The organism is Micromonospora sp. NPDC085948, assembly GCF_040686315.1.
In the GTDB taxonomy this organism is placed as follows: domain Bacteria; phylum Actinomycetota; class Actinomycetes; order Mycobacteriales; family Micromonosporaceae; genus Micromonospora.
Genome location: NZ_JBFBJW010000002.1, coordinates 81076 through 96661, shown reverse-complemented (window position 1 = coordinate 96661; position 15586 = coordinate 81076). Strand labels below are relative to the sequence as shown.

The 15586-nt window shown below is 71.8% G+C and carries 18 protein-coding genes and 1 tRNA gene; 8 read left to right on the top strand and 11 right to left on the bottom strand.

Features of this window, described 5'->3' with window-relative positions; all coding sequences use genetic code 11:
- Positions 1-42: 42 nt before the first annotated feature.
- Positions 43-498 (bottom strand): GatB/YqeY domain-containing protein, encoded by a 456-nt coding sequence (locus AB0O48_RS06205; protein WP_357253009.1) that lies wholly within the window; start codon positions 496-498, stop codon positions 43-45.
- Between the two features lie 25 nt (positions 499-523).
- Between AB0O48_RS06205 and AB0O48_RS06200 the strand changes: the two genes are divergently transcribed.
- From AB0O48_RS06200 to AB0O48_RS06190, 3 genes are all read left to right on the top strand, one after another.
- The gene (locus AB0O48_RS06200; protein WP_357570753.1) at positions 524-1417 is read left to right on the top strand and encodes a metallophosphoesterase; all 894 of its coding nucleotides are present in this window, start codon (positions 524-526) and stop codon (positions 1415-1417) included.
- A 105-nt stretch (positions 1418-1522) separates the two neighbouring features.
- Positions 1523-1599, top strand: a tRNA-Pro gene (locus AB0O48_RS06195).
- A 97-nt stretch (positions 1600-1696) separates the two neighbouring features.
- Positions 1697-2629 (top strand): GNAT family N-acetyltransferase, encoded by a 933-nt coding sequence (locus AB0O48_RS06190; RefSeq protein WP_365063526.1) that lies wholly within the window; start codon positions 1697-1699, stop codon positions 2627-2629.
- Positions 2630-2644: 15 nt separating this feature from the next.
- Here AB0O48_RS06190 and AB0O48_RS06185 read toward each other — a convergent pair whose 3' ends face one another.
- Positions 2645-3001 carry a DUF1731 domain-containing protein gene (locus AB0O48_RS06185; RefSeq protein ID WP_357570751.1) on the bottom strand — a complete coding sequence of 119 codons (357 nt, stop codon included), beginning with the start codon at positions 2999-3001 and terminating at the stop codon, positions 2645-2647.
- Positions 3002-3063: 62 nt separating this feature from the next.
- Complete coding sequence (locus AB0O48_RS06180; protein ID WP_357570750.1) at positions 3064-3822, bottom strand: DUF2071 domain-containing protein; 759 nt, start codon at positions 3820-3822, stop codon at positions 3064-3066.
- Positions 3823-4080: 258 nt separating this feature from the next.
- Here AB0O48_RS06180 and AB0O48_RS06175 point away from each other — a divergent pair, with 258 nt between their 5' ends.
- The 3 genes from AB0O48_RS06175 to AB0O48_RS06165 all read left to right on the top strand — a co-directional run bounded on the left by AB0O48_RS06175 (position 4081) and on the right by AB0O48_RS06165 (position 7039).
- Positions 4081-4647 (top strand): SigE family RNA polymerase sigma factor, encoded by a 567-nt coding sequence (locus AB0O48_RS06175; protein ID WP_365063522.1) that lies wholly within the window; start codon positions 4081-4083, stop codon positions 4645-4647.
- Positions 4644-6104 carry a hypothetical protein gene (locus AB0O48_RS06170; RefSeq protein ID WP_357570748.1) on the top strand — a complete coding sequence of 487 codons (1461 nt, stop codon included), beginning with the start codon at positions 4644-4646 and terminating at the stop codon, positions 6102-6104. The genes AB0O48_RS06175 and AB0O48_RS06170 overlap by 4 nt, the downstream gene beginning before the upstream one ends.
- A gap of 110 nt (positions 6105-6214) precedes the next feature.
- Positions 6215-7039, top strand: coding sequence for a class I SAM-dependent methyltransferase (locus AB0O48_RS06165; RefSeq protein WP_357570747.1), 825 nt, complete (start codon positions 6215-6217; stop codon positions 7037-7039).
- A 67-nt stretch (positions 7040-7106) separates the two neighbouring features.
- Here the strand turns inward: AB0O48_RS06165 and AB0O48_RS06160 are convergent, their stop codons facing one another.
- Positions 7107-7580, bottom strand: a complete 474-nt coding sequence (locus AB0O48_RS06160) for a hypothetical protein (RefSeq protein ID WP_357253034.1) — start codon at positions 7578-7580, stop codon at positions 7107-7109.
- Positions 7581-7731: 151 nt separating this feature from the next.
- Here AB0O48_RS06160 and AB0O48_RS06155 point away from each other — a divergent pair, with 151 nt between their 5' ends.
- Positions 7732-9015 (top strand): MFS transporter, encoded by a 1284-nt coding sequence (locus AB0O48_RS06155; protein ID WP_357253037.1) that lies wholly within the window; start codon positions 7732-7734, stop codon positions 9013-9015.
- 450 nt (positions 9016-9465) lie between these two features.
- Here AB0O48_RS06155 and AB0O48_RS06150 read toward each other — a convergent pair whose 3' ends face one another.
- A complete protein-coding gene (locus AB0O48_RS06150) occupies positions 9466-11172 on the bottom strand; it encodes a bifunctional metallophosphatase/5'-nucleotidase (RefSeq protein ID WP_365063516.1) in 1707 nt (568 codons plus the stop codon).
- Positions 11173-11454: 282 nt separating this feature from the next.
- Here AB0O48_RS06150 and AB0O48_RS06145 point away from each other — a divergent pair, with 282 nt between their 5' ends.
- Positions 11455-12252: an alpha/beta fold hydrolase gene (locus AB0O48_RS06145; RefSeq protein ID WP_365063513.1), complete on the top strand. Its 798-nt coding sequence runs from the start codon at positions 11455-11457 to the stop codon at positions 12250-12252.
- A 60-nt stretch (positions 12253-12312) separates the two neighbouring features.
- Here the strand turns inward: AB0O48_RS06145 and AB0O48_RS06140 are convergent, their stop codons facing one another.
- The 6 genes from AB0O48_RS06140 to AB0O48_RS06115 form a co-directional block, all read right to left on the bottom strand.
- The gene (locus tag AB0O48_RS06140) at positions 12313-12963 is read right to left on the bottom strand and encodes a histone deacetylase (protein WP_365063510.1); all 651 of its coding nucleotides are present in this window, start codon (positions 12961-12963) and stop codon (positions 12313-12315) included.
- An 11-nt stretch (positions 12964-12974) separates the two neighbouring features.
- Positions 12975-13754 carry a phosphodiesterase gene (locus AB0O48_RS06135; RefSeq protein ID WP_365063508.1) on the bottom strand — a complete coding sequence of 260 codons (780 nt, stop codon included), beginning with the start codon at positions 13752-13754 and terminating at the stop codon, positions 12975-12977.
- Positions 13755-13901: 147 nt separating this feature from the next.
- The gene (locus AB0O48_RS06130) at positions 13902-14402 is read right to left on the bottom strand and encodes a hypothetical protein (RefSeq protein WP_357255488.1); all 501 of its coding nucleotides are present in this window, start codon (positions 14400-14402) and stop codon (positions 13902-13904) included.
- On the bottom strand, positions 14399-14989 hold the full coding sequence (locus tag AB0O48_RS06125; RefSeq protein WP_357255490.1) for a CDP-alcohol phosphatidyltransferase family protein: 591 nt from the start codon (positions 14987-14989) through the stop codon (positions 14399-14401). Before AB0O48_RS06125 ends, AB0O48_RS06130 begins: the two co-directional genes overlap by 4 nt.
- Positions 14986-15213: a hypothetical protein gene (locus AB0O48_RS06120; protein ID WP_357255492.1), complete on the bottom strand. Its 228-nt coding sequence runs from the start codon at positions 15211-15213 to the stop codon at positions 14986-14988. Before AB0O48_RS06120 ends, AB0O48_RS06125 begins: the two co-directional genes overlap by 4 nt.
- Complete coding sequence (locus tag AB0O48_RS06115; protein ID WP_365063502.1) at positions 15214-15555, bottom strand: helix-turn-helix domain-containing protein; 342 nt, start codon at positions 15553-15555, stop codon at positions 15214-15216.
- Between the last annotated feature and the right edge of the window lie 31 nt (positions 15556-15586).

Sequence of the window (15586 nt, the reverse complement as noted above, 5' to 3'; positions counted from 1 at the left end):
CCCGTCCACGCTCCGGAGAGCGCAGACCGGGATGCCGGTGGATCAGAGGCCGAGCTGTCGGCGTACCTCGGCGGCCACCCGACCACCCTCGGCCTGGCCCGCCACCGCGGCCTGGGCCGCCTTCATGGCCGGGCCCATCTGGGCCTTCCCGGTGAAGCCGCCCGCGGCGAGCGCCCCCGACACCAGCTCGGCCAGGTCGGCGTCGGAGAGCTGCCGGGGCAGGTAGCGGTCCAGCACCTCACCCTCGGCGGTCTCCTTCGCGGCCTGCTCGGCGCGGCCGGCGTCGGCGAAGGCGGTGGCCGCCTCCCGGCGCTTCTTGGCCTCCTTGGTCAACACGGCGAGCACCTCGTCATCGGTGAGCTCGCGCTTGGCCTTGCCGGCGACCTCGGCGGTGCCGACGGCGGCCAGGGCCATCCGCAGCGTGGAGGTGGTCAGCTCGTCGCGCGCCTTGAGCGCGGAACGCATGTCGGCGGTGAGGCGGTCCTTCAGCGTGCTCATGGACGGTCAAACTACCCTGAACGCCATGCGAAAGCGCACACTATTCCGGCTTGCCGCCGGAACCGCCACGGTCGGCGCGGCCACCCTCGCGTACGCGTCGCTCATCGAGCGCAACATGTTCACCCTCCGGCGGTACGACGTGCCGGTGCTGCCGGCCGACGCGGAGCCGCTGCGGGTCCTGCACCTGTCGGACCTGCACATGATGCCCGACCAGGCGCGCAAGCAGCGGTGGGTGGCGTCGCTGGCCGCTCTCGACCCCGACCTGGTGGTGGTGACCGGCGACAACATGGCCCACCCGGGCGCGGTGCCCGGAGTGCTGCGGGCCCTGCAACCGCTGCTGGACTACCCGGGAGCGTTCGTGTTCGGCTCCAACGACTACACCGGGCCGGTCCTGAAGAACCCGTTCACCTACTTCCTGCCTGACCGGGAGTACACCGAGGGCGTCGAGTTGCCCTACGAGGAGCTCCGGCAGGTGTTCACCGGCGCCGGCTGGGCGGATCTCAACAACGCCCGGACCACGCTGAAGGCCGGCGGCCGGCAGCTCGACCTGGTCGGCGTGGACGACCCCCACATCGAGCGGGACGACTACCCCACCGTGGCCGGCGCGGTCTCGTCCTCGGCGGACCTGTCCATCGCGCTGACGCACTCCCCGGAGCCGCGGGTGCTCGACCAGATGGCCGCGGACGGCTTCGGGCTGCTGCTCGCCGGGCACACCCACGGCGGTCAGGTCTGCGTACCGGGCTACGGAGCGCTGGTCACCAACTGCGGCCTGCCCCGGTCGATGGCGCGCGGCCTGCACCGCTGGCCCGGTTCGGACTCCTGGCTGCACGTCTCCGCCGGTCTCGGCACCCACCCGACCGCCCCGGTCCGCTTCGCCTGCCCCCCGGAGGCCAGCATCCTCACCCTCATCCCCCGCTGAGCGGCTCCTTCCCGCCCGCCTGTCGATGGTCGGGGGCGGGGCCGGGCGGCGGGGGTACCGAGTTTGACCCTCCGGGCGGGTGGGCTACTATTTGTCGGCACGCCTCGGGGTGTGGCGCAGCTTGGTAGCGCGCTTCGTTCGGGACGAAGAGGTCGTCGGTTCGAATCCGGCCACCCCGACCAGAGGCCAGAAGGCCAGGTGAGATCGACTCTCACCTGGCCTTCTGTCATTCCCCCGGCGCGCACGAATGATGGTGCTGCGCTTCGCTAGCCTCTGCACGTGATCTCCTACCGCGCTACCGCCCCCGCGGACCTCGACCGCGTGACCCCGTGGATCGTGACCGAGCCCGTTGGGTGGATCCCCGCCGACCGTTACCTGGCCGAACTGGCCGAAGGCATGTACCGGCCGGAATGGACATGGATCGCCGAGCACGACGGCCAGGTCGTGGGACGGGCATTGTGGTGGGGGCCGAAGGGCAGCCCGCATCCGGTCGCGCTCGACTGCCTCGACGTGGATCCAGCGGTGGGAGACCGTGCCGCCGTCGCCGCCGAGCTGATCAGGGCGGCGCTGGCCGGGTTCCCGGAGCCGGTGGAGTACATGATCAAGGTCACCGGTGGCTGGCGTGACGATCCGGCCATTTTGGCGGCCGTGGAGTGGCGGCGGGCGGCGGCGCATGCGGCGGGCCTCACCCGCGAGGTGGAGCGGCTGCAGTTCGAGTGGGCACCCGCCGACGGGGTGCCCCCCGCAGCCGGCCGGCTGCGGTTCCGCGCGGCCTCCGACGAGGAGTTCCTCGCGGTGTTCAGGAGAATCGCCGAGGGCAGCCTGGATGCCCAGACCCGTGCGAACCTGGCCGCCAAGGGCGTGGACGCGACCGCGCGCGAGGAGATGGACTTCTATCTCGGGGCGCCGGGCAAGCGGGAATGGTGGCGGATCGCCTACACGCGCGAGGGCGAGGTGGCGGGCATGGCGATTCCCTCCGCGACCCCGTACAACGTGAACGTCGGCTATCTCGGGGTGGTGCCGGAGTTCCGCGGGCGCGGCTACGTGGACGAGGTGCTCGCCGAGATCACCCGCCTGCACGCGACCAACGGGGAGTCGCGCATCACCGCCACCACCGACATGGGCAACGCGCCGATGGCGGCCGCTTTCGGTCGCGCCGGTTACCGCAACACGGAGATCCGGATCAACCTGTCCAACGACGTCCAGCCCTAGACGAGGAGAGGCCGGTCATCGGCGGGCCGCTCCGCTGAGCAGGTCGGCGACCGCGGGTCCCAACTCTGGGTGGGTGAACTCGAAGCCGGCATCGCGCAGCCGGTTCGGGACGCACCGACGGCCGGTCAACACCAACAGCGGATCGGCGCGCAGGAACACCGATCCGACCCGGACCAGAGGCGCAGGGGTGGGAACACCGACGGTACGACCCATCGCCCGGCGGAGCGCGGCCATGAGATCGCTGTTGCGTACGGGGTTGGGGGAGGTCGCATGCACGATGCCCGACAGCGTGGGGTCGTCCGTGCAGTGGCGCACGATCGCGCACAGGTCGTCGATGTGCAACCAACTGATCCACTGTCGGCCGCTGCCCATGCGGCCACCGATACCCCACCGTACGAATCCGAGCGCCCCGGAACCGCCGGCGAGGACGACCTTCACCGGCTGCGAGTGGCGACCGGGCCACCGGTGGGCCGCACCGCCATCGGCGGCAGCGGATTCCACGTGGCGGGGACGTTGCGCATCAGCAGCCCGCAGTCGGGTATCGCGGATCCCGGAGGGAACCGGACCGGGTCGTCGAAGAACGTGGACTGCACCGAGGCCAGGTCCACCGGCGTGACCTGCCAGCCCCGGGTGAGCAGCTCCACTCCGTCGAGGCGGCTCGGATCGGGGGTGGTCGAGAAGCCGGTGGCACCGCGCCGGAAGAACTCCGAGGCCTGGTCGACGTCATCGAACAGGTGGCTGCCCGACAGGGCGGCTGCCACGCGGACGTGGACACCGACGCGTACCTTGTCGACCGGATCGGCGAGGGCGATCCGCAGCTCGTCCGCGCTCTCTCTGACGTCGAAGCGGCTGAGGTGGTGCCGCCCCGGAAAAAGCCTGCCGCCGACCCAGGAGTTGAGCCGGGAACCGGTGTCACGGCGTGGGATGTAGACGCCCTGTGCGACGCCGTCAGGTGTGTCCCACTCAACCGCGATCCGGTGCGCGCCATTCTCGCTACGCAGGCCGAAGGGTGCGGGCACGGAGGGGAGACGGACTCCGCTCAACCGGATCAGGCAGATGCCCGACACGGCCCACCCGTTGACGACCTGCGGTCGCAGCGGGGCGGGCAGCAGCCGCGCGGTGACCTCCGGTTCCGTGCGGTAGTTCACGAGGAGGCGGCGCTGGACGACGCTCACCAATCGGGGGGCTCTCATCTGGCCGCCTTCCGTGGTCCCGCGTGCCGGAACACCTTGCTCCGGCGCGCCGCTGACATGCCGGGGTAACACCTGGTCGGGCGCACGCACTCGACCGAGTTGAGCAGTCGCTCAAACTGAAGCTTACGACGCCGGTGTCAGGTGCGCGAGAGGTGATGGTCGTCGTTGCCCGCGTCGTGTGCGGATTGCCACCCGCGGGCCTTCAACCTTCACGGCCCCACCAGAGTCGTGCTGGGTAACCAATCGAGGCGGGGGCTTATGGCAGTTGACGACGAGCATTTTCGCGAGTTCGTCGAGACGCGCTACATGGATCTCTTGCGCGTGGCGTACCACCTCACCGGGTCGGCGCAGGATGCCGAGGATCTGGTGCAGACGGCGCTGGTGAAGGTGATGCGTCGATGGCGTCGGATCGACGATCCGATGGCGTACCTGCGACGGGTCATGATCAACCACCACATCAGCAGTTGGCGTCGCCACCGGGTGCACGAGGTGGTGACGTCGTTCCTGCCGGACCGGTCCGGTCGGGACATGACGGAGGCGGTGACGGAACGGCACGCCCTGTACGAGGCGATGCGGGAGCTGACGCCGCGAACCCGGGCCGTGATCGTGCTGCGGTACGTGGTCGACCTGCCGGAGGCGGCGGTCGCCGCCACTCTGGGCTGCTCCGTGGGGTCGGTCAAGAGCCGCGCGTCGAGAGGTCTGGCTCGCCTGCGTCTGGCGCTGGCGTCGGACGCGCCGACGCCGAACCAGGTGCCGACGACGACCCCAGCGGCAACCGATCCAGCACCGACCGGGACGACGACGATGACAGGGGTAACACCATGACTGCCGACGACGAAGTGGGTCGGGCGCTGGCCGAGCTGAGCAGGACCCTGACCCCACAGCCGGATCCGTACGGTCGGGCCAGGGCGCGTTACCGACGGGACCGGCAGCGCCGCCTCGGCGGACTGGCCCTCGCTCTGGTGCTCTCCCTGGGCGGAACCGCCTTCGCGATCGCCGACCCGGGCCGGACCACCCCACCACCACCCGCGGACGCGACGGAGTCCAACGCGCCCGTGCTGGCCTGGTCGAACAAGCTCCTCCAGTCGCCACCGCGCGGCGTCGTCGGCCAGGACAGCGGCTACGTCCGCCAGCTCTCCGAACTCCTGTTGGCCGCGCAGCGCCGAGGAGACTTTCCCCGCCTGAGGGTGCCGTTGACCGCGGTGAAGGTGCTGTTCGTCGACGACGTCGGCGGCCAGCGGATCGCCCTCGCCGCCTTCGTCCGCGACCAGCCCGATCCGGGCACCGGCTGGCCGAGCGCCGCGATCTGGCTGGCCGCCGAGGAGGGTGCCAGCGCCGAGAAGCTGACCAGCACCAACGCCGATCGGGGCGTCGGCGACGGGCTGGAACCCTACGAGAGCCGCGCCGTGGAAGACCCCTCCGGCCCGGGAAAGCTCATCCACGTGGCGATCGCACCCGCCGGGTGTGTCTTCCTCACCTCACCGTTGCCCAACGGCAGGGCGTTCCAGTGGGCGCCGGAGCCGACCGGGTCGTACCTGATCCGCACCCCGAAGACCCAGCGGCCCGAGTGGTGGCGGGTCGACTGCGGCGGGGTGACGCGCAAGATCACCGCGGGACCGGGTTCGCTGGCGTCGGAGCCGATCACCGACGCGCAGCTCGCGACCGCGATGTCCCGCGTACGCGGCAGTGTCCCGGAACCGCGTGCCCGACTGTTGGTGTCGCAGTACGCCCAGTCGTCGGGATACCAACTGACCGCCCTGCCGAGCGTGGTGTGGGGCGGGCACGCCGCTCTCCTTCCCGCCCGTTCCGACGACGGCTCGCCGCCCACCGGCTGGCCCTCGGTGGAGAGCGGCAAGACGATGATCGTGGCTGCTCCCGCAGCCGGCGGCGGCTGGCTCGGCGAGGTGACGATCGACCTCGATCAACCACGACCCAACGGCGTGGTCGGCACCGGCACCTCCTTCAGCGTCGCAGCGGACCCGACCGACCCCGCAAGCGTCCTGGCGGTGTCGATCGACAACGGCGTCATCGGCGAAGGAGCCCTTCGGTCCCTGCTCGTGGTGACGCCTGCGGCAGCCACCCAGGTACGGGTGGCGCAGAACGGGCGCGAGGTGGCGACGGCTGCGGTGAGCGGCTCCGGGGCGGTGGTGCGCGTGCCCCCCGCCATGACGGACCTCGTCGTCGAGGCGCTCGACGCGTCCGGCCGGACGCTCGCCACCGGTCAGGTGGCCACCGACGGTGCGCCGTCGACACTTGAGACGGACACCTGGAACCAGGACTGATCGTGACGCTGCCTGCGGAAACCGCCGCCAACATACGTACTTCAGCCGATCCCCAGAGGCGGTGGGTCACCTAGCGTCAAGGGCACCACTACCGTCCGAGGGGGACGCCCATGAGCACCGCACTCGACTTCGACGCCGTGAAGACACGCCAGCAGGTGACGTGGGCCAGCGGCGACTACGGCGCGGTCGCCGCACTCATCCATCCGATCTCCGAATTGCTGGTGACGGCGGCCGACCTGTCGGCCGGTGCCCGCGTGCTGGACGTCGCGACCGGCTCCGGCAACGCCGCCATCGCCGCCGCCCGCTGCGGCTGCGTCGTGACCGGCGTCGACTACGTACCCGAGTTGTTGGAACGGGGCCGTCAGCGGGCGACGGCCGAACGGCTCGCGGTCACCTTCGTGGCCGGGGACGCGGAGCGCCTGACGCACCCCGACGGGTCGTTCGACGCGGTGCTCTCCGTCGTGGGCGTGATGTTCGCCCCGGACCAGCAGCGGGCGGCGGCCGAGCTGGTCCGGGTCTGCCGCCCCGGCGGCACGGTGGCGCTGGTCTCGTGGACGCCGCAGGGGTTCATCGGCGAGTTGTTCCGCACGGTGGCCCGGCATGTGCCCCCGCCACCGGGACTGCGCCCGCCCGTCGAGTGGGGCGACGAGGCCCGGGTCCGCGAGCTGCTCGGCGAGGCCGTGGGCGACCTGCGGGCGGTACGCCGGGAGTTCGTCTTCCGCTTCGGCACACCCGAGGAGTTCGCCAACTTCTTCCGGGCGAACTACGGGCCCACGCTCAAGGCGTTCGAGGCGCTGCCCGAGGAACGGCGACCGCACCTGCACGCCGACCTGGTCGAGCTGGCGCGTACGCACAACCGGGCCACCGACGGCACGGTACGGATCCCGGCCGAGTACCTGGAGGTCGTGGCGCAACGGCTCACCAACTCCAACTGACACGACAACTGCCGGCCCCTGCCGTACGCCACCGGGGCGGCCACCACCGAGGTGGCCGCCCCGCCGGTCAGTCCTGTCGTTCGGTGCGCTCGATCTCGGCGAACGCGGCGGCCAGGTAGTCGTCGAACGACACGCCTGTCGTCGCCAACAGGTCGGCCACCAGGAGCGGTGCATGCCGGGCCAGCGCCGACGCGTCCGGACGGGACTCGTCGCCCTCGGGGTCGTACACGCCGAGCGCGCCGGCGAGCAGCACGAGCACCACGTGCGGGTCCACGTCCGACCGCCACCGCGTCGCGCTCTGCACGCATCGAGTCAACACCTGGCGGATGTCGTCGCCGGTCAGCCCCTCCGGATGGCTCTCCTCCAGCAGCAGCCGGACCACCGCGCCGAGCACCAGGCCGGATCGCTCGTCGGCGGCGAGGCCACCGACCGCCTCGTCGTACGCCTGACCGTCGCGCGCCTGCGCGGCGGCGACGGCCGCGGTGGCGGTCACCGCGATGGCGCGGGCGGTAGCGGGCAGGTGTCGCCAGGTGCCGGTCATCGAGCCAGCATCGCAGACCCGGGGGACAACGACCGACCGCCACCGAGACCAGTGGATCATCGTGGGATTGGTCACCCGAGGACACCAGCGAGGGCGGAGCGCGGCCGAAACGGTTCGCGCGGTGTCACACCTGGGGATCAGAATGCCGGACATGCTGCGTCGTGCCCTGCCCCGCCGAGCGGACGCCCGCCGGATCATGCTCGGCACTCTGCTGTCGGCGATCGGGCGCGGTCTGACCCTGCCGTTCCTGTTCATCTACCTGACCGACGTACGCGGGCTCACCGACGCCCGCGCCGGGCTCGTGATCGGCTGGTACGGCGCGGTCACCCTGGCGCTGTCACCGCTGGGCGGGACGCTCATCGACCGGTTCGGCGCCCGCTGGGTGGTGGTGCCCTGCCTGGTGCTGGAGGCGATCGGCACGGGCTCGCTCGCGCTGGTCCACTCGACCGGTTCGGCCCTGCTGGTGATGACGGTGATCGCCATCGGCAGCTCGGCGATCTGGTCCGGGCAGAACACGATCCTCGCGTCGTTGACCGACGACGACGAGCGGCAACGCGTGTTCGGGCTGAACTTCGCCCTGCTCAACCTCGGTATCGGCGTCGGCGGCATGACCTCCGGCGCGATCGTCGACACCGCCCGACCCGGCACCTTCCAGGCGATCTACCTACTGGACGCGGTGACGTACCTGCTGCCGGCGCTGATCCTGCTCACCCTGCCCAGCGTGGGCCACCGACTCGGCAACCGTCGAGGGGTCGACGATCCGTCGCCCGGCGGCTACCTGACCGTGCTGCGGGACCGCCCGTTCCGGCGGCTGGTGATCTTCGGGCTGGTCCTCACCACCTGCGGGTACGCGCAGATCGAGGTGGGCTTCGCCGCGTACGCCGTGCGGGTGGTCGAGGTGAACCCCCGCGTGGTGGCCTGGGCGCTCGCGGCCAACACCGTGATGATCGTGCTCGCGCAACTGCTGGTGATCCGCCGGATCGAGGGGCGCAGCCGTACCCGGGCACTGGCGGTGGTGGGGGCGGTGTTCGCCGCCGCCTGGTTGGTCCTCGGTGCGGCCGGCCTGGTCACCGGGGAGAGCGCCGTGTTGGCTGCCCTGTGCGTGGTGGCCTGCTCGGCGATCTTCGGCTTCGGTGAGACGATGCTGTCGCCGGTGATGCCCGCCCTGACGAACGCCCTGGCGACGGACGAGCTTCGTGGTCGGTACAACGCGATGAGTTCGATGATCTTCGGAATCAGCGGTGTGATCGGCCCGGTGACCGCGGGACCGCTCATCGCCGCCGCCGACGGCAGGGTCTGGGTGGCGACGGTGGTCGGCGGTTGCCTGGTCGCCTCGTTGATCGCGCTCTCCCTGCGCCGACTGCTCACCGCGGAGCAGGACGGCCGCGCGACAGCCGCCGCGGTGTCTCCCGGCCCGACCCCCGTCGCCGCCTGACCCGCACACCCCCACGCCTCACGCCCTGCCCTGCCCCGCGCCGCCCTGCCCCGCGCCGCCCTGCCCCGCGCCGCCCGCACCGCCGCGCCGCCCCGCACCACCGCGCCGCCCCAAGATCGTGCTGGATCCGGGATGTAGTGGCCTCATCACGCCTCGATGCCACTACATCCATGTTCGAGCGCGATCTTGCGCGCGGCGCGCGGCGCGCGGCGCGCGACGCGGGGCGCGGGGCGCGGCGGGGCGCGGGGCGCGGCGGGGCGCGGCGGGGCGCGGGGCGCAGGCTGCGAGCGCGAGCGCGCGGGACGCGAGCGCGCGGGACGCGAGCGCGCGGGACGCGAGCGCGCGGGACGCGAGCGCGCGGACTCAGGGCTGCGGGGGACACGGTGGCGCTTGGGACGGGTCGGGCCCCGGAGCGGGTGCTCCGGGGCCCGATGTCGCGGGGGTCGGCCGTCAGGCGGCGGGGACCTCGGCGGTGGTGCGGATGCGGTCCAGCGTCGGGGCGGAGACCGGCGACTGCGCGGTCAGGTACGCCACGAACGCGTCCAGGTCGATCTGGCCGGTGACCTGGTTGGTCCCGCCGGTGAGGGCGCTGAAGCCGTCGCCGCCGCCGGCCAGGAAGTTGTTCACCGTCACCCGGTAGGTGGCGGCGGTGTCGACGGCGGTCCCGCCGAGGGTGAGGCTGCCCCGGACCACACGGGTGCCGGCGCACGGGTCGGCCACCGTGCCGGTGGTGCCGTTCGGGTCGACCACATAGCCCACGGTCGACGACGGGTACAGCGTGCGGTTGGTGACGAACTGCTGTTCCAGTACGCAGTAGAGCTGCGCGCCGGTCAGGTCGAGCGTCACCAGGTTGTTGGCGAACGGCTGCACCGTGAACGCCTCTTCGTAGGTGACCGGGCCGGCGTCGAGGTCGGCGCGGACCCCGCCCGGGTTCATGAGGGCGGCGACCGCGCCCTCCTCGTCGTCGGTGGCGGCGAGCTGGGCGTCGGCGATCAGGTTGCCCAGCGGGGATTCACCCAGACTCGTACCGAAGAGGGTTTCCTGGCTCCGGGTGATCGCCTGGCTGGTCACGCCGACCTGGCGGCCGGCGACCGGACCGAGCACCGTCTTGTAGTGGTTGATCAGTGCGGTCTGCTTCGGGTCCTTGGCCACGTCGCGGGTGACGACGACGTTGTTCGCGGCGGCGGAGACGACGTCACCGCTCCGACGGTCGATCTTCAGGTCGATGTCGGTGACCAGGCGACCGAACGAGCTGGCGCTGGTGACCAGCTTGCCGTTGATGTCGCAGTTGTACGCCTGGTGGGTGTGCCCACTGACCACCACGTCGATCGACGGGTCCATCCGGTTGGCGATGTCCACGATCGGCCCGGTCATGCCGACGCAGTCGTTGATCCCACCGGTCGACGCCTGGGCGCCGCCCTCGTGCAGCAGCACGACGATCGTCTCCACGCCCTTGCGGCGCAGCTCGCGAGCGTACCGGTTGGCGGTGTCCGCCTCGTCGGCGAAGGTGAGGCCGGCGACGCCCTGCTGGCTGACGATCTGCGGGGTGCCCTCCAGGGTCATCCCGATGAAGCCGACCTTGACGCCCTGCACCTTGTGGATCGCGTACGGTGCCAGCAGCGGCTTGCCGGTGGCGGTCTTGAAGGCGTTCGCGGAGAGGTACTTGAAGCCGGCGCCCCGGTACGGGGTGCCGTCGGCGCAGCCGTCCACCGGGTGGCAGCCGCCGTTCTGGATCCGCAGCAGCTCGGCGGCGCCCTCGTCGAACTCGTGGTTGCCGACGCTGGCGTAGTCCAGCCCGGCCATGCTCAGCGCCTCGATCGTCGGCTCGTCGTGGAACGCGGCGGAGAGCAGCGGGGACGCGCCGATCAGGTCACCGGCGGCGACCGTGATGGTGTTCTTCTTCTTGGCGGCGGCCCGCATCTCGGCCAGGTGGGTCGCCAGGTATTCGACGCCGCCCGCGGTCTGCCCGGCGATGGTGCCGCTGGACGAGGTCGGCGGTTCGAGGTTGCCGTGGAAGTCGTTGAGGGCCAGCAGCGTGACGTCGACCGGTTTCGGTCGCGCGTCGGCTTGTTCTGGGCTGGTGGCGACCGCGCCGAACGCGGCCACCGCGAGCGCGGTCAGGCCGACAGCGGCCCGTCGCATCCCGGTTGTGGACATGGATCTCCTCGGAAGAATCGGCGCCCGCGCGGGGCCCGGCCTCTGGGTCGACCGGGCCGTCGAGCGACACCGTCGTCAGGGTCGCGGTTGGCGGCGGTTGGGGATGGCCGCCTGCCCCGACAGCCTCTCATCCGGACGCCGCCGGGGCGACCCAGGCGGCGGATCGGAGCTGCGGGTACGCCCGCACCCCGGATCGAGCGTCGTTTGCCGCGGTCTGCCGGACATCGTCGTACGCAGGGTCTAGAAAGGACGGGACGACCAACGAGGGCTGGGGGCGACATCGTGAGCGGAACGACACCGGTGGCGGAGCAGGTGCGGTCAGCCGACGGCACACCCATCGCGTTTGAACGGTCAGGTGCCGGGCCGGCGATCATCCTGGTCGGTGGCGCATTCAGCGATCGCAACGCGACGCGCGACCTGGGTGCGGCACTGGCGACGGATTTCACCACCTTCAGCTACGACCGTCGGGGGCGCGGCTTCAGCGGCGACACCGCACCGTACGAGATCGGTCGCGAGATCGACGACCTGGCCGCCCTGATCGCCGCGGCGGGTGGTTCCGCCGCCGTCTACGGCATCTCTTCCGGGGCGGTCCTGGCCGCCCTCGCCACCGCGCAGGGCCTTCCGGTGACCAGGTTGGTCCTGTTCGAGCCACCGTTCCAGGTCGGCCCGCACGTGGGCGTCCGCCAGGACATCACCCCGCAGCTCATCGAGCTGATCGCCGCCGACGACCGGGACGCCGCGGTGGGGCTCTTCCTCAGCGACGCGGTGGGGCTGCCGGCCGAGCAGATCACCGGGATGCGGTCGCAGCCGATGTGGGGCGGACTGACCGCAATCGCGCACACCCTGGTGTACGACTCGATCGTCACCGCCGGAGGGCGACTGCCCACCGACCGGCTGGCGGCCATCACGGTGCCGACTCTCGGGGTGCACAGCACCGGCAGTCCACAGTGGCTCAGGGACGCGAGTGTGGCCGCGGCCGAGGCGGTCCCGGGCGGCCGATCCATCAGCCTCGACGGTGGTTACCACGACGTGCCGCCGGCGACGCTCGCTCCCGCGCTGCGGGAGTTCCTGCTCGGTTGACGGCCTGCCCACCAGCGGGCCACGTGCCGGGCCGAGTTGCGGGCTGGGACCGCCCGGCGGTCACACGTCGACCAGCACCTCGCTGACCAGGGCGGCGACGGCGTCGGGGCGCCATCCGTCGGCCACGCCGGGCCGGGCGGCCAGATAGCTGGTGATCCGCTCGGCCGGCCAGCCGTGTGCCTCTTGCAGACCACGGGCGATCATGCCGAGGTAGATCGGCGCGGGCGGCCGGCACGGGGTGGCCGACGCCCCCTCGGGCGCGGTGAAGGTGAGCAGGGGGACGCCGCTGCGGCTGCCGGGGCAGACCAACGTCTCGTACCGGCCGGGGCCGAGCGTGGCCCGTCCGTCGGTGATGGCCGCCTCGATCGCCGCCCCGGTCGCGGGGATCAGGTCGGCGGCGGCACCCGCCGGGCGGTACATCTCCTGGGCGGCGATGTCGGCGAACTGCTCCTCGGTGACCAGATAGGCGCGGGCGGCGGCCTCGCCCGGCAGGTGCGGGTCGTAGAAGGCCATGCCCCCGGTCCAGGCCCGGGACTCACCGGCGAAATAGATCCCGCCGGGCAGCGACACCGGGACCGACCGGCTCGGTGGGCGCCGATCCCGGCAGCCCGGGTACGTGCGCCTCCCACCGGGCGGGCAGCCACCACCGATGTACCACCCGAGGCGCGCGGCGTGCATGTTCGAGCCGTACGCGACGTACCAGACCACCACGACGGGCTCCCTCAGGAGGTGCAGGTCTGACCGGCCGAGTGACTCACCTGCACGGTGTGCGTCACGCACCCGCCCGCCTCGACCAGGTGCAGCAGGAAGGCGGTTGGCTCGTCGACCCAGCCGATCTGCTCGTCGGTGCTCATGGTGAGCGTGCTCTGCTTCCAGGTGCTGGGTGCCACGGTGAGCACCGTGCCCGCGTAGGCCGCGGTGACCGGGCGGTGCAGGTGGCCGGCGGCGACTCGGACGACGTGCGGGTGCCGACGAATCACCTCGGCGAACGCGTCGGAGTCGGCAAGCCGGAGGGAGTCGGCCGCGGGGATGCCGACCGCGACCGGCGGATGGTGCAGAAAGACCACGGCGGGCACCTCGGATCGCCCGGCCAGCACCCCGTCGAGCCAACCGAGTTGCTCCTCGCCGAGTTGGCCGCTGCTGCTGCCGGGGACGAGCGAATCGAGCACCACGACCGACGCCGCCTCGTGATCGACGTGGTAATGGGTTGAGAACCCGCCCCCGAGCCACGGTGTGCCGCCGAAGGCGTCGAGCAGCGCCTCGCGGTCGTCGTGGTTGCCGGCGGCCAGGTGCACCGGCACCGGGAACCGGCCGATCAGCTCGCGCAGCGCCGCGTACTCGTCGGGTCGGCCGTGGTCGACCAGGTCGCCGCTGATCACGACGCAGTCCGGCCGCGGCCGGACTGCCAGCACCCGGCCGAGCGCACGGTGCAGCCCGGCGGCCGGTGCGGCGGCGAGCAGACCGGTGGTCAGGTGCGGGTCGCTGAGCTGAGCGATGAGCATGGGCTCGCCTCCTCGGCGTCGGGAGCTTCACGCTATCGCTGGGCGCGGTGTTTCCGGGTCCCGGAACGAGACGCCTGGCGAGGCCGGTCCGATGGGCAGTCCGGCGCGTTCCGGCCCGTCGTCGAGGTCGGGCCGACGGCCACCGTTTCAGTAGCCGGCGAGTTGCGGGGCCAGCGCGACAGTTACGAAGCGGATCGCCCGGCCCAGCAGGCACGTCACCGCGAAGGTGACCGGACGCATGGGTGTGCGTCCCAGGTAGACGCTGGCGGCCAGCAGCGGAGGCAGGCCGCTGACGGCGCTGACCAGCAGCATCCCGGTCGACTGGTGGGGGCGTTCCAGCACCTCGACGAGTCGCGCGCCGGCCGCCTTCGGGTGCGCCAGCATCGTGCTCAGTCGACCCGGTCGGGCCGGCGCGGCGGGCGGACGTCCGCGGAGCCGCCGTTGCAGCCACGTCGAGCGGATCGCGCCGCGCGCGCCGAGGAAGATCAGGACCTTGCCGGCAGTTTGCCCGGCAGCGGCGGCCACGCCGAGCGCCACGGGTTGCGCGCTTGTCGTGGCCACGGTCGCGATCAGGTACGGCTCGGCCGGGGTGAACGGCAGGAAGGCCGACAGCAGCCCGACGCCTGCGGCCACCAGAACGGCGATCATGGTCGGGCAGGCGGGAGTCCCGCCGGCAGCTTGGCGGCGCAGACCAACGAGACGATCTTCACCGCGGCGACCGCGAGGGCGAACGTGACAGCCACAGGCATCGGCGCGAAGATCGCCAGCAGCACCACCGCGGCGGTGTTCAGCGCCTTGGCCGGCGGAGACCAGTTCCACAGGTAGACGCGCCTGTCGACGCGGGCGAAGTAGTTCGGGCTGAGCAGCGGCCAGCGCAGGAACATCAGGCTCAACAGCTGGTCGATGACCATGAACTGGACCAGGAACACCGCGATCGGCAGGGCCGTGGCGGGCCGCAGCACGATGAGTGCGGCGGCGCAGGCCGACGTGCAGGCACGGTCCGCGACGATGTCGAAGACCGCGCCGGTACGCGTCTCCTGTCCCAGGCTCCGGGCGGCGGCACCGTCGAGGATGTCTCCGATCCAGTAGAGCAGGTAGGCGGCGACCAGCAGGTACGCGCTGCGCTGGGTCAGCGCCGCCACGGCGAGCCCGACGGCACCCGCCGTGCGTACGGCGGTGATGGCGTTGGGGACGTTGAGGAGTGTGACCGGCGGGCTGAGGCCGAGGGCTGTCATTCGGCGTCCTTGAGGATGCGTTGCATGTCCGCGGTGCGCCGGTTCAGGTCGGCCAACTGCGCGCTCACGTCGGTGAGCAGCCGCTGGGTCTCGGCGGCCTGCTCGGCGTACTGCCGCTGCAGTTCGCCGGCGACCGCCGTCCGCGTGCGGACGCCCGCGTACCAGACGACCGAGATGAGCAGGGCGGCGACGACGACGAGGAAGACCGAGGCGGTGACGTCCATCTAACTTGTTCCTTTCGATACGGCATCGCCGTCTCCGGCGGTGCTCAGGGTGGTGACGGCGGCCGCCACCATGTCGGGCGTGAGGTGCAACGAGAAGGGCGCGGTCTCGTAGTACTTGAGTGCCTTGCCGTCCTCGGACAACTCCAGATGGGCGGTGACCAGCCCGGCCTTTTCCAACTTCTTGAGGTGCACCTGCAGCAGCGCGCGGCTGATGCCCAGATCGCGGGCGAGCTGCGAGACGTACGCGCGTCCACCGGTCAGCGCGGCGAGCACCCGCAGTCGGTGCGGGCTGGCCAGCGTGGCAAGGACCTCGACCAGCCGGTCGCCGCTCAGCTCTCCCATAGCTCACCTTGGCTCATGCCAACTATTATTG